The organism is Rhizobium sp. NXC14, assembly GCF_002117485.1.
GTDB lineage: Bacteria > Pseudomonadota > Alphaproteobacteria > Rhizobiales > Rhizobiaceae > Rhizobium.
In genome coordinates this window covers 430,942-447,686 of the sequence record NZ_CP021032.1, presented here as the reverse complement: position 1 = coordinate 447,686, position 16,745 = coordinate 430,942, and the positions used below count along the sequence as shown (strand labels likewise).

Annotated in this window: 12 protein-coding genes and 1 riboswitch; of the genes, 5 read left to right on the top strand and 7 right to left on the bottom strand. The window is 63.6% G+C overall.

The genetic code is table 11. The annotated features are described in order from the left end of the window. Window positions 1–2: 2 nt before the first annotated feature. The 5 genes from NXC14_RS26405 to NXC14_RS26385 all read right to left on the bottom strand — a co-directional run bounded on the left by NXC14_RS26405 (window position 3) and on the right by NXC14_RS26385 (window position 7,450). Window positions 3–2,552: a trypsin-like serine protease gene (locus NXC14_RS26405; RefSeq protein ID WP_085780974.1), complete on the bottom strand. Its 2,550-nt coding sequence runs from the start codon at window positions 2,550–2,552 to the stop codon at window positions 3–5. Next, entirely contained in the window at window positions 2,549–4,165 is a 1,617-nt protein-coding gene (locus NXC14_RS26400; RefSeq protein WP_085780973.1) for a caspase family protein, read from the bottom strand. Before NXC14_RS26400 ends, NXC14_RS26405 begins: the two co-directional genes overlap by 4 nt. 22 nt (window positions 4,166–4,187) lie before the next feature. Beyond that, window positions 4,188–6,149, bottom strand: a complete 1,962-nt coding sequence (locus tag NXC14_RS26395) for a DUF4384 domain-containing protein (RefSeq protein ID WP_085780972.1) — start codon at window positions 6,147–6,149, stop codon at window positions 4,188–4,190. Between the two features lie 208 nt (window positions 6,150–6,357). Then, complete coding sequence (locus NXC14_RS26390) at window positions 6,358–6,735, bottom strand: hypothetical protein (protein WP_085780971.1); 378 nt, start codon at window positions 6,733–6,735, stop codon at window positions 6,358–6,360. Window positions 6,736–6,859: 124 nt separating this feature from the next. Continuing rightward, on the bottom strand, window positions 6,860–7,450 hold the full coding sequence (locus tag NXC14_RS26385) for a hypothetical protein (protein WP_085780970.1): 591 nt from the start codon (window positions 7,448–7,450) through the stop codon (window positions 6,860–6,862). A 247-nt stretch (window positions 7,451–7,697) separates the two neighbouring features. Between NXC14_RS26385 and NXC14_RS26380 the strand changes: the two genes are divergently transcribed. Continuing rightward, window positions 7,698–9,302, top strand: a complete 1,605-nt coding sequence (locus NXC14_RS26380; protein ID WP_085780969.1) for a hypothetical protein — start codon at window positions 7,698–7,700, stop codon at window positions 9,300–9,302. A gap of 80 nt (window positions 9,303–9,382) precedes the next feature. Here NXC14_RS26380 and NXC14_RS26375 read toward each other — a convergent pair whose 3' ends face one another. Together NXC14_RS26375 and NXC14_RS26370 are read right to left on the bottom strand one after the other, a co-directional pair. After that, window positions 9,383–10,036, bottom strand: coding sequence for a tail fiber domain-containing protein (locus NXC14_RS26375; RefSeq protein ID WP_085780968.1), 654 nt, complete (start codon window positions 10,034–10,036; stop codon window positions 9,383–9,385). A gap of 23 nt (window positions 10,037–10,059) precedes the next feature. Next, window positions 10,060–12,648: a caspase family protein gene (locus NXC14_RS26370; RefSeq protein ID WP_085780967.1), complete on the bottom strand. Its 2,589-nt coding sequence runs from the start codon at window positions 12,646–12,648 to the stop codon at window positions 10,060–10,062. Window positions 12,649–12,970: 322 nt separating this feature from the next. Next, window positions 12,971–13,082: riboswitch (guanidine-I (ykkC/yxkD leader) on the top strand. 74 nt (window positions 13,083–13,156) lie between these two features. Between NXC14_RS26370 and NXC14_RS26365 the strand changes: the two genes are divergently transcribed. Genes NXC14_RS26365 through NXC14_RS26350 form a run of 4 tightly spaced genes read left to right on the top strand, consistent with a single transcriptional unit; the run spans window position 13,157 to window position 16,745 of the window. Then, window positions 13,157–14,230, top strand: a complete 1,074-nt coding sequence (locus NXC14_RS26365; protein WP_085780966.1) for a putative urea ABC transporter substrate-binding protein — start codon at window positions 13,157–13,159, stop codon at window positions 14,228–14,230. Window positions 14,231–14,287: 57 nt separating this feature from the next. After that, on the top strand, window positions 14,288–15,106 hold the full coding sequence (locus NXC14_RS26360) for an ABC transporter permease subunit (protein WP_085780965.1): 819 nt from the start codon (window positions 14,288–14,290) through the stop codon (window positions 15,104–15,106). After that, complete coding sequence (locus NXC14_RS26355; protein WP_085780964.1) at window positions 15,103–15,927, top strand: ABC transporter ATP-binding protein; 825 nt, start codon at window positions 15,103–15,105, stop codon at window positions 15,925–15,927. The genes NXC14_RS26360 and NXC14_RS26355 overlap by 4 nt, the downstream gene beginning before the upstream one ends. After that, window positions 15,924–16,745 (top strand): urea amidolyase associated protein UAAP1, encoded by an 822-nt coding sequence (locus NXC14_RS26350; protein WP_085780963.1) that lies wholly within the window; start codon window positions 15,924–15,926, stop codon window positions 16,743–16,745. Before NXC14_RS26355 ends, NXC14_RS26350 begins: the two co-directional genes overlap by 4 nt.

The window sequence follows — 16,745 nt, the reverse complement described above, 5'->3', positions numbered from 1 at the left end:
TTTCAGCGGATGCGATAGAATTTGGAATCGAACGACCATTTGCCCTGGACGCCGGTCTCGTCGTCGCCGACGATCCTGAGGCTGCGGGCAAGGTCGTAGACATAGTTGAAGGCCGCGCGCTGGCCGACGAGCGGTGTCGGCACGTCAGGCAGGTCGAGCACTTCGATCGGCTTGTCGCTGAGGATGGCCACGACCATCCCGACGCCGGCCGGCCCCTCGACGACATATTCGAAGCCGATATATGGATTGCGGGCATCGGGCACGACCACCGGCCGTGCCGGATCGAGCCTGTTGTCGCCGCCCTTGGCCGTCGGTTTCAGGCCCATCGAGCGCTTGTTCGGATAGAGCTGCGTCAGCTTGCCGGCGGCGTCGATATCGACGAGGATCAGATAGCCTGATTTCTTGGTGGAGACGCGCATCGCCACCTTGTCGCCGATGCTGACCGAGGTGCCGGGCAGCACGTCGACGGCAACACCCGCCTCATTGTCGGTCTTCAACGTGTTTTCGACGGCGGCGACCGGCGTCTTTGCCTCCTCGCCGGTTACGACATCGCGGCCGAGCGCGTCCGGCAGGCCGTAGAATTGCGGTACCGGCGTGAAGCGGCAGTCCTCGGAGTGCGCCCGGCAATATTCGTCGGATTTGCGCCTGACATAATCGAGCAGGGCGGCGTTGCTGACCTCAGGCTTGTCGGAAGCGCGCGCCACCCCTTCCTGCACGCCTTCGATGAAGCGGCGGGTGAAGACGCCGAGCGGCGGTTTGGCCTCAGTATCGACCAGCGCCCATTGGCCTGCGTTGACGGCCGACCAGACCATCGCCGTTTCGCCGCCGAAGGAGAACTTGGCTTCCTTGCCGGAGCGGTTCGGCGGCTGCAGCGACGCCAAAGCCGGGCCGAGGCAGCGCACCGTGCCGCCGGCGGGTGCGGCCACCGCGCTGCGGCTGCCGGGACCGACATGGCAGGCATCGATCAGCAGCGTGACGCGGCGGTCCTTGAGGCTGTTCAGCCGGGCGGCGATTTCGGTCTCGCGGATCTGGTTGGTGACGGTCACCTTGGCCCCCTCGCGCACCAGCTTGGCATCGGCGGCAACCAGTGTCGGGCTCGTCGTCGCCTCGGCGCCCATTTCCTCGGAGCCCTGGCCGCTGAAATAGAGGAAGACGCGGCTGCCGGCTTGCGACTGGCGCACCAGCCAGTCGTCGATTTCGGCAAGGATCGCCGCGCGGCTGGCCTTGCGGTTGGTGAGCGTGTGGATCTGTTCGGGACGGTAGCCGACCGTCTTGACGAGGAAGAGTTGCATCGCCTTCACATCGTCGACGGAGCCCGTCAGCTTCGCCTCGCGCATTTCATAGTCGTCGATGCCGATCAGAAGCGCGCGGTCGCCGGGAGAACGCACGGTGATCGGCAGCTCGGCAGCCGGCGCCTGAACCTCGGGCTGGCTGACGTGGGGCGAAGCGGCGGGTGGAGTCTGCGTCGTTTCCGCTGGCGCCTTCGTAGCGTCGGGCGGCGTGGTGATCGCAAGGTTGGCCTCTAGCTCATCGGCGGGCGTCTGTTTTTGCGTCGTTCCGCCCGCCGGGTCGCTCGCCGCAGGCCGGCGCTTGGTGGCGATCGCCGCCACCTGGTCGTCGCCGGCGGAAGCGCCTGAGGTGTCCGGCGCGTTCGGCACGTCGCCATCGGTCTTCTCGGCGATCCAGTCGCGGAAAGCGGCGACGCGGGTGTAGACGCCGTAATGTTCAGCCTCGGCACAGCCGGCGCCCCAGCTGACGATGCCGAGCTGAATCCAGCGCTTGTCGGGGCGCTGCGCGACCAGCGGCCCGCCGCTATCGCCCTGGCAAGCATCCTTGCCGCCCTCGGCATAACCGGCGCAGACATTGCGCTCGTCGATCGGGTTCATGCGCATCGAGCTTTCGCGGTAGGCGGCGCGGCAATCCTCGCGCGAGACGAGCGGCAGCTCGACCTCCTGCAGTTCGGTCGGCAGGTATTTGTCATCCCAGCCGTGATCGGCCTTTGTGTAGCCCCAGCCGGTGACGACGGCGGTGTGGCCGGGGCTTTCGACGGCCTCGTCCGAGGCCGAGGCGAGGATCGCCGGCTTCGAAACGGCGGGTTCGGCGAGCTTGATGAGGGCGATGTCGTTGGCGAAGACCTTGCGGTCGAAATCCTCGTGGATGATCACGTCTTCGACGGAGAGGCCAGGTTTGTCAGGCCCGTCGACCGAGATCACCTTGTCGACCTTCTGCTTTCCCTCGACGATCAGGAGGTCGCGGGCGAAGAGATCCTGCTTGCCGGAACGGCCGCTGGTGACGCAATGGGCGGCGGTCAGGATCCAGCGCGAGGAGATCAGCGAGCCGCCGCAATGGCCGCCGAAGCGGCCGCGCTGCTCGGGATCGGGCGCCAGGATCTTCACCTGCCAGGGCCATTCGCCTTTCTTCGCCGCCTGGCCGCCGATCACCCGCCCGCCATCCTCGCCGGCGAAATCCGTGTCCTGCTGCGCCAGGGCGGGAGTGGCCAGAAGCAGAAGGACGGCCGCAATGTTGAGGACCCTGCTGATCGACGTACTCATAGCCTGGCTCCGGCGGAGGTATAGAGGACCGTAAATCCGAGGCGCGCGCCCTCGGGCAGAAGCTCGCCGAGATGTCTGGCGATGTTGCCGGCGGTGCGGCGCCTGTCGTTCTGTTTCAGGAATTCGACCAGACCAGGCATCGGCGCCTCCGAGGTGACGGCGACGAGCAGGTCGGTACCGAAGGGGCCGACGACGGAAAGATCGAGATCGAAGGTTGCGGACATGTCGGCATCGGCTTCCCTGTCGCCGGGATAGAGGAACTGCACCGTGCCGTCGCCGGTGACGTCGAACAGCACGAGCTTGCGACCGGCAAGCTCGGACACCGTGACGCCGACGCGCTCGCCGTCGCGATGGACCTTGTCGGATGGTGTCACCCGCACGATCTGCGGGTTGATCTCCGACAGCCGCTTCAGCGTGTCGAGCGCCGCCATCCGGTCGACGACGAAGGGCATGTCGCCGGCGCCGACTTCGGAGGCGACGACATCGCCGCCGGCGATCGCCTCACGCTTTTGCGGATCGAAGACGAGTTCGGCATGGGCGCTATCCGTCAAGTTGAACGGCGTGACGGCCGGATCGATCCCCTGCAGTACCGGCTCGGAACCGAGGGCGGCGACGGTGATCGGGGCAGGCTCGGACGGCGGTGGCGGCACGTTCGATGTCTGCGCTTCCGCCGGGCCTGCCGTGTCATAGGCATAGACGACGGCGTGGTCGAGATCCGCCCCAGGCGAGCTTTGCGTAAAGATGTTCTGCCGCTGGTCGGTGAACTGATAGACCGACTGGCGCACATATTCGAACAGCTCGCGGCGGGTCACAGTGCCGTCGCCGTTGCGGTCGGCCGCCCCTTCGAAGGCGCGAGCGGTGGCATAGCTCAGCGCCCCGCGCTTCTCAGCGATGCCGGGAATCGAGATCTCCGGCGATTTGGTGTTGTCGTCGACGGCGGCCAGGAAGGTCAGCCGCTTGTAATCGAAGCCGGTGGAGAGGGCATCTGATGTGGTCGAAATCGGCGCGAGGTCATCCTCCTCGATCATATAGGACGGCGCCTGGCGCCAGGTGATCTCGGCGCCGCGCGGATCGACGTTGCGGGTCATGCCGCCGGCATGGCAGGTATCGGCGATGAACAGGACCTCGGCGCCTTTTTGCTCCAGCTTGTGGATCAGCACCTTGAATTCGTCGCCGAAGATGCGCTCGCGCGATCCCGGCAGCCTCGTATCGAAGCCGGCCAGCACATAGACCTCGTCGCGACCGCTCGGTTTCGAGCCCTTGACGCGCTCCGGCTCGCTCGATCCATGGCCAGCAATGCCGAGCACGATGAGATCGCCCTCGCCTGCCCTTTCCGTGAGGGCGCCGATCGCATCGAAGATGCCCTGGCGATCGGCGGCGCCGTTCTTCAAGAGCGTCATGTCCTTAACGCCGAGCGAGCGCAGCGACAGGGAAAGATCCTCGGCATCGGCGACGGCGCCGTGCAGCGGCGGGACATTGCGATAGAGATCGATGCCGATCAGAACGGCTCTGACCGTGCCGCGCTCGGGAGCTTCGATCGTCCTGGCAAGGCCATCGGTGCCCGCCAGGGCAAGAAGGGCGAGTGCGGCGGCCATGGGAGCGAATGTGGACATGGCCGGTTCCCCCTCGCCCCCTCTATTCGCGGCGCCATTCGACGCGGCGGTTGAGCGCGTCGATATCGTCTTCGGTGAGGTTGGCGGTGGCGGTCACGTCCACCGGCTCGGAGGCGCCGCGGCCTTCGGCATCGATCGTGGCGTCGATGCCGTGGTTTTTCAGGAAATCGGCAACGGCCTGGGCGCGGCGCTCGGAAAGCTTCTGATTATAATCGTCGCCGCCTTTGCGATCGGTATGGCCGATGAGGATGATGCGGCCGGGCTTCTGCTCCTTCAGCGCCTCCAGCAATTCCTCAGCGGCTTCGGTGCCGATCGAGGTGAAGGTCGATTTGTCGAAATCGAAGGTGATCGGCACCGGGATGGAGACCGGCACGATGCCGCGCACATTTTCCGAATAGATGCCGCCGAGCACGCCGCTGCGGTGATCCTTTTCGGCCGGCACGAAGCTGCCCTGCGGATTGTCACTGGTCGGGTTGGCGGCAAGAATCCGGGCCTGGGCGGCGCGCTGGATGAGATCGGAGATTGTCTCGGCCGGCGGCGCCTTCGGCGTGCGGGTCTCGTTCTTGATGATTTCGATCGCCTGCTGGTAATCGGCGGCGGCATCGGCAAAGCGGCGGGCGGAGAAATAGATCTCGCCGAGCGTGGCGGAGGCCTGCCAGAGCACCTGCGGGCTGTCGGCGGCGACGAGCAGCGGTTCATACTCCGCGACCGGCTTGTCGGCCGCCATCATCTCCTGAGCGGCGGCAAGCCTCAGGGCTGCGACGCGGCGCTGGGCGTTCACCTGAAACTGGCCGCATTCGGCGCTGACGGCGATGGCATCGGCCTCGGAAGCGGCAGCGGTGATGTCCTTGGCGGCAACGGCGGTGTTCAGCTTGTCGAGCAGGGCGTTGCAGGCCGGAGTATCGGCATTGGCAACCTCGATCTCCTCTCCGGCCTGGCCGGGTTCGGCCGAACGGCCGAAGCTCAACGGCGGCATCTTGATGCTGAAACCGCCGGGAAGCTTGAATTGCGGCATCTTGATCTGCGGCATCGGCAGCTTTGGCATATTGGTCTGGGCAGACTGGGTCGGCTGCTTATATGGCTGCTGATATTGGCTCGGTTGTTTATATTGGTTGGGGCGGGTGGAGGCGGTGGTGTCGGCCGGGCCGATCAGCTGCAGCTCGTCGGCGGCGAGCTCCTGGCCGGGCGCCAGATTGGTGACGATCTTGTATTTCTTCGGCGGCTGTGTGGTCGCCTGTTCGACGGGTTTGGGCGCCGCCTTCGGCTTTTCGACCACCTCAGGCTTTTTGGCGACATCGGGTTTGACGGCCGGTTTCGGCTTCGGAGTGACAGCGGGTTTCGGCGGAACGGCTGGCTTTGCCGCCTGTTCGACCGGCGCGGGTTTTGCGGCGGGAACGGCGGCGACCGGCGGGACGGCGGAGGGCGGCAGGGCCGCCGCGCTGTCGACGGTGGTCAGCGTCAGCGTCTTGCTGCTGATCTTGGTGCCGAGGCTGCGGGCTTCTTCGAGGCTGCGGGAGACGGCATCCATACCGCCGTCGATCGAGCGGAACATGCCGCTGCCGCTGCCGCCGAGATCGGCGAAGATGGTCAGCGGCTTGGAGGAATAGAAGACCTTGATCTGCTCCTGCCCGACCGGGCCTGACACCTGCAGCCTGGCGCCGCTTGCCGGATCCGGCACCTGCACGCGCTTGCCGGCGGCAACGAGCGCATCGGTCTGGTACTTGTTCGGGAAGAGCTTGGTGACGGAGCCGTTCGGCGAGACGTTCAGCACCGTAACATAGGCGTTCTCGGTCGACTGGATGAAGAGGCCGACGACTTCGCCGATGGCATATTTCGCCTCGGCGCGATCGAAGGTGATGCTGACCGGCCCGCTCTGAGCCGGCGCTTCCGTCAGCGTGCGTTCGTCCTGCGCCCCGACCTCGGGGATCGGTGAAAAAAGCGAAAGACATGTGGCTGCGGCTAGGATGGCTTTGCGGCTGAGCATCGGAACCTCCCCCTTCGAACAATCTCACACTGTGCTGAAGATGAGAATAGCACTGACCGGCGAAATTGGGATGGTTTTGGCTGTCTTGCTTGAGGGAGGGTTACAAATTATTTGGAGCCGCGAAGATTGCCTACGCAAGGTGCGAGCAAGACTCGCGACCGGCAATATCCGGTGTCCTTTTATAGTCGGGTTGGACTGGAGTGAGGCGTTAGTTCTTCGGCTTCTGGCCGGCGGATTTCAGAATCGAGATCAGGTCGCTCATTCCCTCCGGCGAGGAATTGTAGAGCCAGAGAATATCCGGATTGTCCGATGTGAATTCCTTGCCGGAGCCCGAGCCCATGTCGCGGCCGGGCGAGGTCGTCTCCGGCAGCTTGCCCTGGCCGGGTGTCAGCCCCTCGGCGCGTTCATGGTCGGCGATGATAGCAACGGCAGCGGCAAAGGCCTTTTCGTCGTGCTGGCGCAGCGCCGCAAGCGTCGGGTTTCGCGCCGCCAGCGCATCCTCGACAGGCCCCGCAAACCCGAGCCCGGGCATCGCAAGCGCCAGAGCCAGTCCGATCGACAGGCTTATGAGCCGGGATTTCTTCATCGTCGTCACATCCGTCCAAGGGGGCGCCATCGCGCGACTAAACCGACAATAGGGAGAGGCCGGATGGAAGGCAACGGCGCTCGGCGCCAATCGATTGGGAGGGGTGAAATCGGCTGGAGAGAGGTCAGAGTATCTTCAGCTGCTGCAGGCTGAGCCGGAGATTGCGCAGCATTTCGCCGAAGATTTCCTCGATCCTGCCGGTCGACCAGACCACCATCGTGCCATAGGGCGAGCGTTTGCGCTGCATGAAGCCGGCCGTCTCGAAATCGATCAGCGTCTTGCGGCAGGTCTCGCTAGACATGACGGCGACGAGGAAACGGGCGAGATTGGACTGGTCGATGGCGCCTGATTTTTCAGCCCAGTTCTGGATCAGCCGCGGCTTGGTGTCGGCGGTAAACATGGAGGCGAGCGCGCGCTCCTGCGAAAGGCCGAGGCGCTGCAGTTTGGCCGGATCGCGGGTGAGCGACACCACGTAATCATTGTGCAGATCGGCGAAGCGCTCGACATCTTCAGCCGTGTTGATGCCGAAGACCTTCATCGAATAGAGAAATTCGGCCATCAGATAGGTGGGCTCCGAGCGCAACTGCGCCAGATGTTTCTCATCCTTGCTGGCCGAGGCGGCGCAGACGCGATCGGAAAACCCTATCCTTGCCGCGCGCACCTGCTCCAGCAGGCTGACATCGAGCGCCAGTTCGTCACCGTTCCAGTCCAGCATAGGCTTCCCTGCCAGTAAAACTTCAAGACGATAAACTTGTACTATTGCCGACGCCGATCTCCAAATCGTTTGGAAAGCAACGCCTTGCTGACGAGCCGCTTCTATCCTAACATTTTAAGGACTTGGGGCATGATGCCGAAAGTTGTGAACGGTTTTCCGACGACATCATTCTCTCGCTCTCTAATTGTGAACAGGCTTCAGATTGAGGCCCCATGGCCAAAATGATCCTGTTTCGGGGTTCACGGCAATGCGCAGTTTCAGCTCGCATATTCTGATGGCCGCAGCGATCGCAATCGCCTGGCCTGTCCTCGCCAAAGACACTGTGATGATCGAGCTTCCGGGCGGCGACGGCGCCCGTTCGGTCGGCATCATTTCCGCCAATGAGGAGGTCGAGGCGTCCGGGCCGGCGGCGATCACCATCGGCGACGAGGGCACCGTCTACATCCTCGACCAGAACAATGGCCGCGTGCTCGCCGTCGACGGCGAACGCTCGCAGGCCGATCCCGAGATCCTGCCGCTGCCGGAGAATACCGCGCCGGAGGACCTCGCCGTTGTTCATAACGAACTCTACCTCTGGTCCGACGGGATCGTGCCGCTCGAGCGCGCCACCGGCGCCGATGGCCGCTCGCAGACCCTGCGCGCCATCGACGGCGGCGATGCCGACGACTACACCCGCTCGGTCTTCGCCTCGATGGGCTCGGTGCCGCCCGGGCCACTGAACAGCATCATCGACGAGATCGGCCGCAGCACCAGCCGGCCGCCAGCCCGCCCGCCGGTTGTTCAATATGTGCCGAGCCGCGGGCTCGGCGATATCGTTGCAGAAGTCTCGGCGGCAAACGAAAAGGCGGAGATCCTGCTGCGGCGCGCGAGCTCGGAGGAGAATTTCCTCTCCCTTCAGCTCACCGGGGAAAACCGCATCGGCACCGTCGAACTGCTCGACATCGACACGACGGGCAGACCCTATGCGCTGGTCGAGCTCGTGCCTGCCGACCGGCCGGAACGGACGGGCATGCTGGTGGTGCGCTTCACGCCGAACGGCGTGCTGGAGCGCGTTTACGATCTGCCGATCGAAGCCAGCACGGTTTTTTCCAGGCGCTTCGTGGCGATCGGCCCGCGCGGCGACGTGCTGTTTCTGCGCTCGCAGGAAAGCCGGGCGCAGGTGCTGAAACTCGAGGGGCGCGAGCCAGGCCGCAAGCTCGCCGTCGCCAGGCCAGCCAAGCCATCGATGGCGGCCAAGCCCGGAAAGGGGCCTAAGGTCGCCATCCTGCCGAAATCGCGCGGCGACGTCATCGAGCGGGCGATCGGCTTCGAGACGCTGAACTGGCTGGTGACGCCGGCGGCCTATGGCAAGGATCCGGGACCTGCTTGCGTTAACATGAACCGCCTGCGCCGGCCATTCTACCTGTTCGGCAAACGCGGCCAGACGGTGAAGGGCGTGCCCTATTGCTGGGGCTGCAAAACGCCGCTCGAGGATTTCACCAATGGTGTCATGGACGGCCAGACGGCCGGCAATGTCTGCACCAAGAGCGCGCCGCAAACCAATATTCTCGGCGTCGACTGCTCCGGTTTCGTCAGCGAAGCCTGGGGGCTGAAGATGCATGTCTCGACGCGGGCGATCCCTGGCATTACCAGGCGGCTCGCCGATCCCTGGTCGTTGCAGCCCGGCGACGCGCTGAACCGACCGGGTTCGCATGTGATGCTGTTCATGCGCTTCACCGATGACCGCAAGGTGGAGGTGATGGAAGCGACGCCCAATGCCTGCAAGGGCCGCGTCTGCCGCAACACCTATTCACTCGGAATCCTGCTGCTGCGCGGCTACCAGCCGGTGCGCTTCAAGGGGCTGGACGGCTGAAGGGGCATGGTTCAAGGTTTTACGGCCGGGCGCAACAGGCATTGCGTCCAGCACCGGCGTTTGGATCACCTTGCCAACTGCTACAACACGAATTCGGGAAGTCCGATCAAAGGCTGCGTCTTTGCAGCGTCCACCGAAAGCGCCGAGAGGGCAGCTTCTGCCGCTGGCGAAGCCAGGGAAAGCTCATCCGGTATCGAGATCATCCTGATATCAAGCCTGGCGTAATCCACCGTGTAATATCCGGTTGCAGCCTGGGACAGGACGTCCGGCCTGATCAGCAGAAGATCTTGCGCCATCGTGCCGACAAAAAGTGGGCCGCCCCAGATGTAGCGGAATGCATAGATCGGAATGCCGGCAGGGGAAGAGCCGAGGCGACGAATATCCGTCTTCAGACGCCGATCCGACCAACCTGGATCGCCGCCGCCACCAGGATCACCGCCGCCGTCGCTGCCGCCGGAACTGCCACTGTCGGAGCCGCCGCCCATCCCGGACGAGCTGCTTGAGCCGCCGCTGGAACTCCTGTCCGAACGAGCAAAAGTCGACTCCCGATCGTCATTGGTTTTTGCGGCGACCTTCTTCACGGTCGGCGTCTTGTTGCGCGCCGGCTGCGCCTGCTCCTGATTGGCGAAGAGCGTCTTGCCGCCGGGGTCGAAGATGCAGCCCTGCAGCATGACGCCGGAGCCGGCGATGAAGGTCGAGCAGAGCAGTACACGGATGAAGACTTTACTGGTCATGTCAGGCGCCCCCGGGTCACCGTTTAAAAAAGATCATATCGCGGATTTCGCTTTGCCCAGGTCGCCTTCGCAAGAAGCGTCAGCTTCTCGTTCAGCGACTTCGTCTTCGGCAGAGCCTTCAGTTCCTGTGCAGTCAATTCGGCCGAAAACGCTTCTGCGGCCTTCTTTTTGGCAGGCTCCGCCAAGGATGCGAGCTCCTTGTCGGACTGCTTTTTGGGATCGCCGGTTCCGGGGCGGTTGAGCGCGCTTGCAAGAGCGAAATAGTGAGCGGCGGTCACCAGGCTGTCGGCATCTGAGCCGTCGCCCTTGGCCATTTTGGCCCGTTCGAACGCGCTCCAATAATCGCCGCGCTCGGCGCCCATTTCCAGCCAGGATAGCGCTGCAGCCTCGTCCTTAGGCACTCCTTGACCGTCCCTGTACATAAGGCCGATGTTGCGCGGCGCATAAGGCTGGCCGCCGTCCGCTGCCTTCTTGAAAAGCTCCAGCGCCTTCTCGAGGTCCTGCGGCACGCCTTTGCCGGCGCGATAGATCATCCCGAGGCTGTTCATCGAATAGATGTCGTCTCGCTTGAGCCCTGACTCGTAAAAGCGAATGCCGCGTTCCATATCGGCTGGGACGTTGACGCCGTTCGAGAAGATGTAGCCCAGTTCGTTCATTGCATAGGTGTGGCCGAGGTCGGCTGCCTGGAGCATAAGCTTCAGGCCTTCCTCGGTGTCGGCTTTCACACCGCGTCCATAAAACAAGCTTTTGCCATAGGCATAGAGCGCGTAGGGATCCCCCTTCTTCGCGCCGATCGCGGCGATCTCGCTCGATTTGCCGAGATTTGCCGGGACGGAGGCTCCGACGAGATAGAGCGAAGCGAGTTCGGAAATCGCCCTGATATGGCCGGCATCCATCGCCTTCTTGATCGTCGCAAAGGCTGCCTTGGCGTCACGGTTGGCGAGCTGGGCGCGACCGAGCTGATAGACGAAGCGGGCCACCGCGGGATAGGCCTTCACCGCATCATCGCAGGCAGGTAGCGCGACGGCCGGATCGATTTCGTTCGGCAGCTTGCCCGCGGTCACGCCCTGCAGATCGAGCGGGGCGGCGGCTGCGCTATCGCAGGCGTCAAGCGTCGGTGTGAAGGTGACGGTGGCGGCCGGCAGGTCGTCATTGGCGGCCTGCAGCGTCAGGGCGAAAGGCTGGTTTTCGGTGCCGATCTGTGGCTCGTAGGAAAGTGCCGGAATATCGGCGGCTTCAAGCACGTGGCCGGGGCCGATCACCCGATCGCCGGCACGCAGTGTGCCCTTGTCGGGCAGGGCCGCGACCTTGAAGGTCATCTCGGCGGCCGATGCCGGTACTTCAGGCAGGCGGGCTTCGACGGGACCGACGCCGATCGTCGTGTCGACGTCGCGCGGCAGCGATTTCAGATAGGCGCCGGCATCGGCAAGCCGCGCCTGCTTCTCCTGCTCGAGCTGGGCGAGCTTGGCGCCGGCATCGGCCGAGACGGTGATGGCGACGACGCCCTGCGTCGCCTGGCCATAAGGATCGCTGACCGTATAGCCGATCAGGCCGACCGTTCCGGCGGCAACGCCCGATGAATCATAGCTCAGCGCCGTCAGCGCCCCGGCCGGCAGCTTGGCGCCCTGCTCCACCGGCTTGCCGTCGAAACTGAGCTTGCCGGTCTGGGGAAGCTGGTTGAGCGTGACAAGCAGCGCCGAGCCGGTTTCGTCATGCGGCGGAGCGATCGGCAGCTTGGTCGCGGCCGCCCCCTCCGGCACGCTCACCTGCTGCATCGGTTCGACGCTCGGCGGCGGCGGGGCCGGGATGAAATAGAAGCTGTCCATCAGCGAGGAATTTTCCCAAGGGACCTGCTTGCCATTGGTCATGGCGATCACGTCGCGGCGCACATCGGTCAGGACCTGGCGGATTTCCTTGTTCGGCTCGCTGGCGCGCTTGATGAAGGATTCGGAATAGGGGCTGAGCGCCCCCTCGCCGTCGAGCGCCACCTGGCCCGGCTCCGTCGAAAAGGCGATCAGGCTGCCGAGATCGCTGTCGATGCGGGCCAGCCCGCGCGTCGCGCCGACCGGTTCCAGCTTTTCCGCCATCCAGAATTTCTGCGTATTGAACGGGTTATTGCGGCAAGCATCGAGAAAGATCAGCTGCACGCGCGAATTCTGCTTGAGGTGGTTCAGGATGAGATCGAGCGGCATGGTCTGCGTCTCGACGTCATAGGGCGTTTCCAGCGTCGCATCGACCGGCACGATGAAATTCTGGCCGCCCACCTGGATGCCGTGTCCGGAATAATAGATGAGGCCGGCCTCTGCATTATTGGCCGAGCGCAAGAAGCTGCGCACCGTATTCTCAAGACCGATGCGGTCGACATTGATGCCGATCGTCACATCGAACCCGGCCCTGCGCAGCGTGTTGGCGACTTCCTGGACATCGTTTGCGGGATTGGGCAATGAGGGCAGCGTCTTGTAGACGGAGTTGCCAACGATCAATGCAACCCGCCGGCCATCCTGTTCACCGGCGGCGGCAGCAGCGGGTTGTTCAAACCCGAGAAAGACCAATGCCGTCAGGAAGATCAGCAATATAGCCGCAAAGCGGTTCTTTCCGTGAAACTCGGGCATAGCTCCACCGCAGATAGTACTGGTTGGATGATTTATTGACCGACCGAATAAAAATATTCCTGCGACTGTAAAAAAGCAAGTTTGGTTACTTCCAAGGCAATTGGAGGGCTTCCAATGTATCGTCAAGGGTCCGTAGCAAAGGTGCGGGCGCACGGGGATATGCCGGTCAATCGAAAGGACGAGGTCGATCGGATGGCTTCGCTGATCACTGCTCAAAAATTTAGCAAATGCCGCGAAGTGTACACAGTAACATGCGACCAAGGAACGGGGACTAGAAAAATCAAAGATTTATAAGCTGGCACACCTCTTGCAAGGAATGTGCTGAGTTGGTGGCTAGGGTTCCGGCGCTTTTCTGAAGCGCGGCTGGTCCGAGAGCCACCACCGGCGGAGGAGAAATCCCGCCGGGTGCACGGCGGGACAAAAGCCCGGGAGACCTCGTAAGCCAAGGGATTGGTGGCACGATGGTCTTTGCCGATCCCTTTTGAAGAAAAGCAGAAGGGGAATTTCAATGCAGACTTTTTCGAAGATTGTTTCGACCACAGCGCTGGCGGTATCGCTGATGCTTGGGCCTGCTTCCGTCGCAGAGGCGGAACAGAAGAGCGAATTCAAGGTGGCCTGGTCCATCTATGTCGGCTGGATGCCCTGGGGCTACGCGGCCGACCACGGCATCGTCAAGAAATGGGCCGACAAATACGGCATCAAGATCGAGGTCACCCAGTTCAACGACTATGTGGAATCGATGAACCAGTACACGGCCGGCGCCTTCGATGCCGTGACGCTGACCAACATGGATGGCCTGTCGATCCCGGCCGCCGGCGGCGTCGATACGACAGCCGTGATCGTCGGCGACTTTTCGAACGGCAATGACGCCGTGATCCTGAAGGACAAGGCGAGCCTTGCCGATATCAAGGGCCAGAACGTCAACCTCGTCGAGTTCTCCGTCTCGCACTATCTGCTCGCCCGCGCGCTCGAAAGCATCAAGCTGGCGGAGCGCGACGTGAAGGTGGTCAACACATCGGACGCCGACATGGTCGCGGCCTACAAGACGCCTGACGTCACCGCCGTCGTCACCTGGAATCCGCTGGTATCCACCATCCTCGAAGATCCCTCGGCCAAGAAGGTTTTCGACAGCTCGCAAGTGCCGGGCGAAATCATCGACCTGATGGTCGCCAATAGCGGCGTGCTGAAGGACAATCCGAACTTCGGCAAGGCGCTTGCCGGCATCTGGTATGAGACGGCCGCCCTGCTGCGGGCAGACAGCGCCGAGGGCAAGGCCGCACGCGAGGCCATGGGCTCGGCGTCGGGCACCGATCTTTCCGGCTTCGAGGCCCAGCTTGCCGCCACCAAGCTCTTCGACAAGCCGGCCGATGCCGTTGCCTTCACCGCTTCGCCGAATCTGCCGAAGACCATGGATCTGGTGCGCAACTTCCTCTTCGAGAAGGGACTGCTCGGCAATGGCGCGCCATCCGCCGATGTCATCGGCATCGAAATGCCGGACGGCAAGGTGCTGGGCGACGCCGGCAACGTGAAGCTGCGCTTCACCGACGCCTATATGAAGGCCGCCGCCGACAGTTCGCTCTGATCGCAAAGGGGCGCGGTCTGCCCGCGCTCCCTCCCCTTCCTCAGCGGAGCATTTCCCATGCATTGGATCAACACGAGGCCGAGCCGGGGCGCCCAGTTCGCCTTGACGATGCTGCCCTTCGTGCTGCTCGCCCTGGCCTATGCCTTCGGCTCGGCGGCGCGACTGGCTGACAACGCCAACGACAAGCTTCTGCCGAGCCTTGCCGGCTTTGCCGACGCGATCAACCGTCTGGCCTTCGTCGCCGACCCGCGTACCGGCGAGTTTCTGCTCTGGTCGGACACGGGCGCGAGCCTCATCCGTCTGCTCTCCGGCCTCGGCATCTCGACGGCGATCGCGCTTGTTGTCGGCATGCTGATCGGCATGCTGCCTTATCTCAGAGCGCTGCTTTCCCCCTTCGTCGCCGTCATCTCCATGGTGCCGCCGCTGGCGCTGCTGCCGATCCTCTTCATCGTCATGGGACTTGGCGAGACGTCGAAGATCGCCCTCATCGTCATCGGCGTCGCGCCGACGATGATCCGCGATCTGGCGCTGAAGGCGCTGGAATTGCCGCGCGAACAGATCGTCAAGGCCGAGACGCTCGGCGGCTCCTCCTGGCAGATCGGACTGCGCGTCGTGCTACCGCAAATCCTGCCGCGGCTGATCACCTGCCTCAGACTGCAGCTCGGCCCGGCCTGGCTGTTCCTGATCGCAGCCGAAGCCATCTCGTCAGATTCCGGCCTCGGTTACCGCATCTTCCTCGTCCGCCGCTATCTGTCGATGGATATCATCTTCCCCTATGTGGTCTGGATCACCCTGCTTGCCGTGGTCATGAATGCCCTGCTCGATCGCCTGCGCATAGCCGTCTTCCCCTGGTCGGAGCTGGAGAAGCAGGCATGAGCCAACTGAAGATCGAAAGGGTCTGGAAGGAATATGGCGACCAGGTCGTGCTCGAAAACGTGTCCTTGACCGTCGCCTCGCGTGCCTTCGTCGCCCTTGTCGGGCCCTCCGGCTGCGGCAAAACCACCTTCCTGCGGATGCTGCTCGGACAGGAGCAGCCGACAAAGGGCAACATCCTGCTCGATGGCGAGCCTCTGCCGTCGGAGCCAGGCCCGGACCGCGGCGTCGTCTTCCAGCGCTATTCCGTCTTTCCGCACCTGACGGTGCTCGGCAACGTGCTGCTCGGCAAGGAATTTTCCGCGGCGCGCTACAAGGCCAGGCTCTTCGGCGCCGCACGCCGCAATGCGATCGAAGAAGCGCGACAGTTGATTGCCGAGGTAGGGCTCGCCGGTTCGGAGAACAAATATCCGGCCCAGCTTTCCGGCGGCATGCAGCAGCGCCTGGCCCTCGCCCAGGCGCTCATCATGAAGCCGAAGGTGCTGCTGCTCGATGAACCCTTCGGCGCGCTCGATCCCGGTATTCGCGCCGAGATCCACACGCTGATGAAGCGGCTCTGGCATGAAACGCAGATGACCGTCGTCATGGTCACCCATGACATGCGCGAAGCTTTCACGCTGGCCAACCGCGTCGTCGCCTTCGAACGCCGCCGCGACCGGGCGGAAGAGAAGGAGCGCTACGGCGCCACCATCACCAAGGATATTGCCATCTGGCCGCCGCGCCTCGCCGGGCAGCCATCGATCTTCAGCCCCGACCGGGACGGCCCGGTCTCTTCCCTGGGGCACAGCCGGGACGACCTGGCATCATCAGGAGAGACGCTATGATGCATGTGAGACGATCGCCCGAAGAAATTGCCGCCAATCGCGCGCGTTACGAGGAGCACCAGAAAAAGGGTCTGGAATTTGCGCCCAAGGCCCTGCCCGGTCCAAGCCCGCTGCCGGCGCCGGCCATCGAAGCTGCCGCGACCATCCATCAGGAGACCATACCGGGCGGCTGGTACTGGTCGACGAAACTCCGGCGCGGCGAGGCGATCCGCGTCGACCAGGGCGAAGGAAATTCCACCGTGGCGCTCGTCGCCTGGAATGCCGAGGATACGAGCGAGCGGATCAATCTCGTCGATACCGCCAAGGTCCAGTGGACGACGGCACTCGGCAAGGGGCGGGTGATCTTCTCCGATATGGGCCGCGTCATGTTCTCGATCATCGAGGATAGTTCCGGCGCCCATGACTGCCTGATGGGCGGCTCGACGGCCGCATCGAATGCCGCGAAATATCCGGGCGAGAAGACACGCAACACCCGCGACAACCTGATCCTCGTCGCTGTCAAGCTCGGCCTCGACAGGCGCGATATCCCCGGCATCCTCAACCTCTTCGCGCCCGTCCGCCTTGCCGAGGCCGGAGGTTTCGGCTGGCAGGGCAAGCGCTCCAACAGCGGCAATTATGTCGAACTGCGTGCGGAGATGGACATGCTGGTCGGCTTTTCCACCTGCCCGCATCCGCTTGACCCGGATCCGACCTACCAGCCGAAGCCCGTCGTCATCACCCGCTACAAGGCGGCAGTCCCGGCTGCCGATGATCTTTGCCGCGCGGCAACGGCCGAAGCCGTGCGCGGTTTCGAGAACAACGCCCTGATGCAGGCCTGA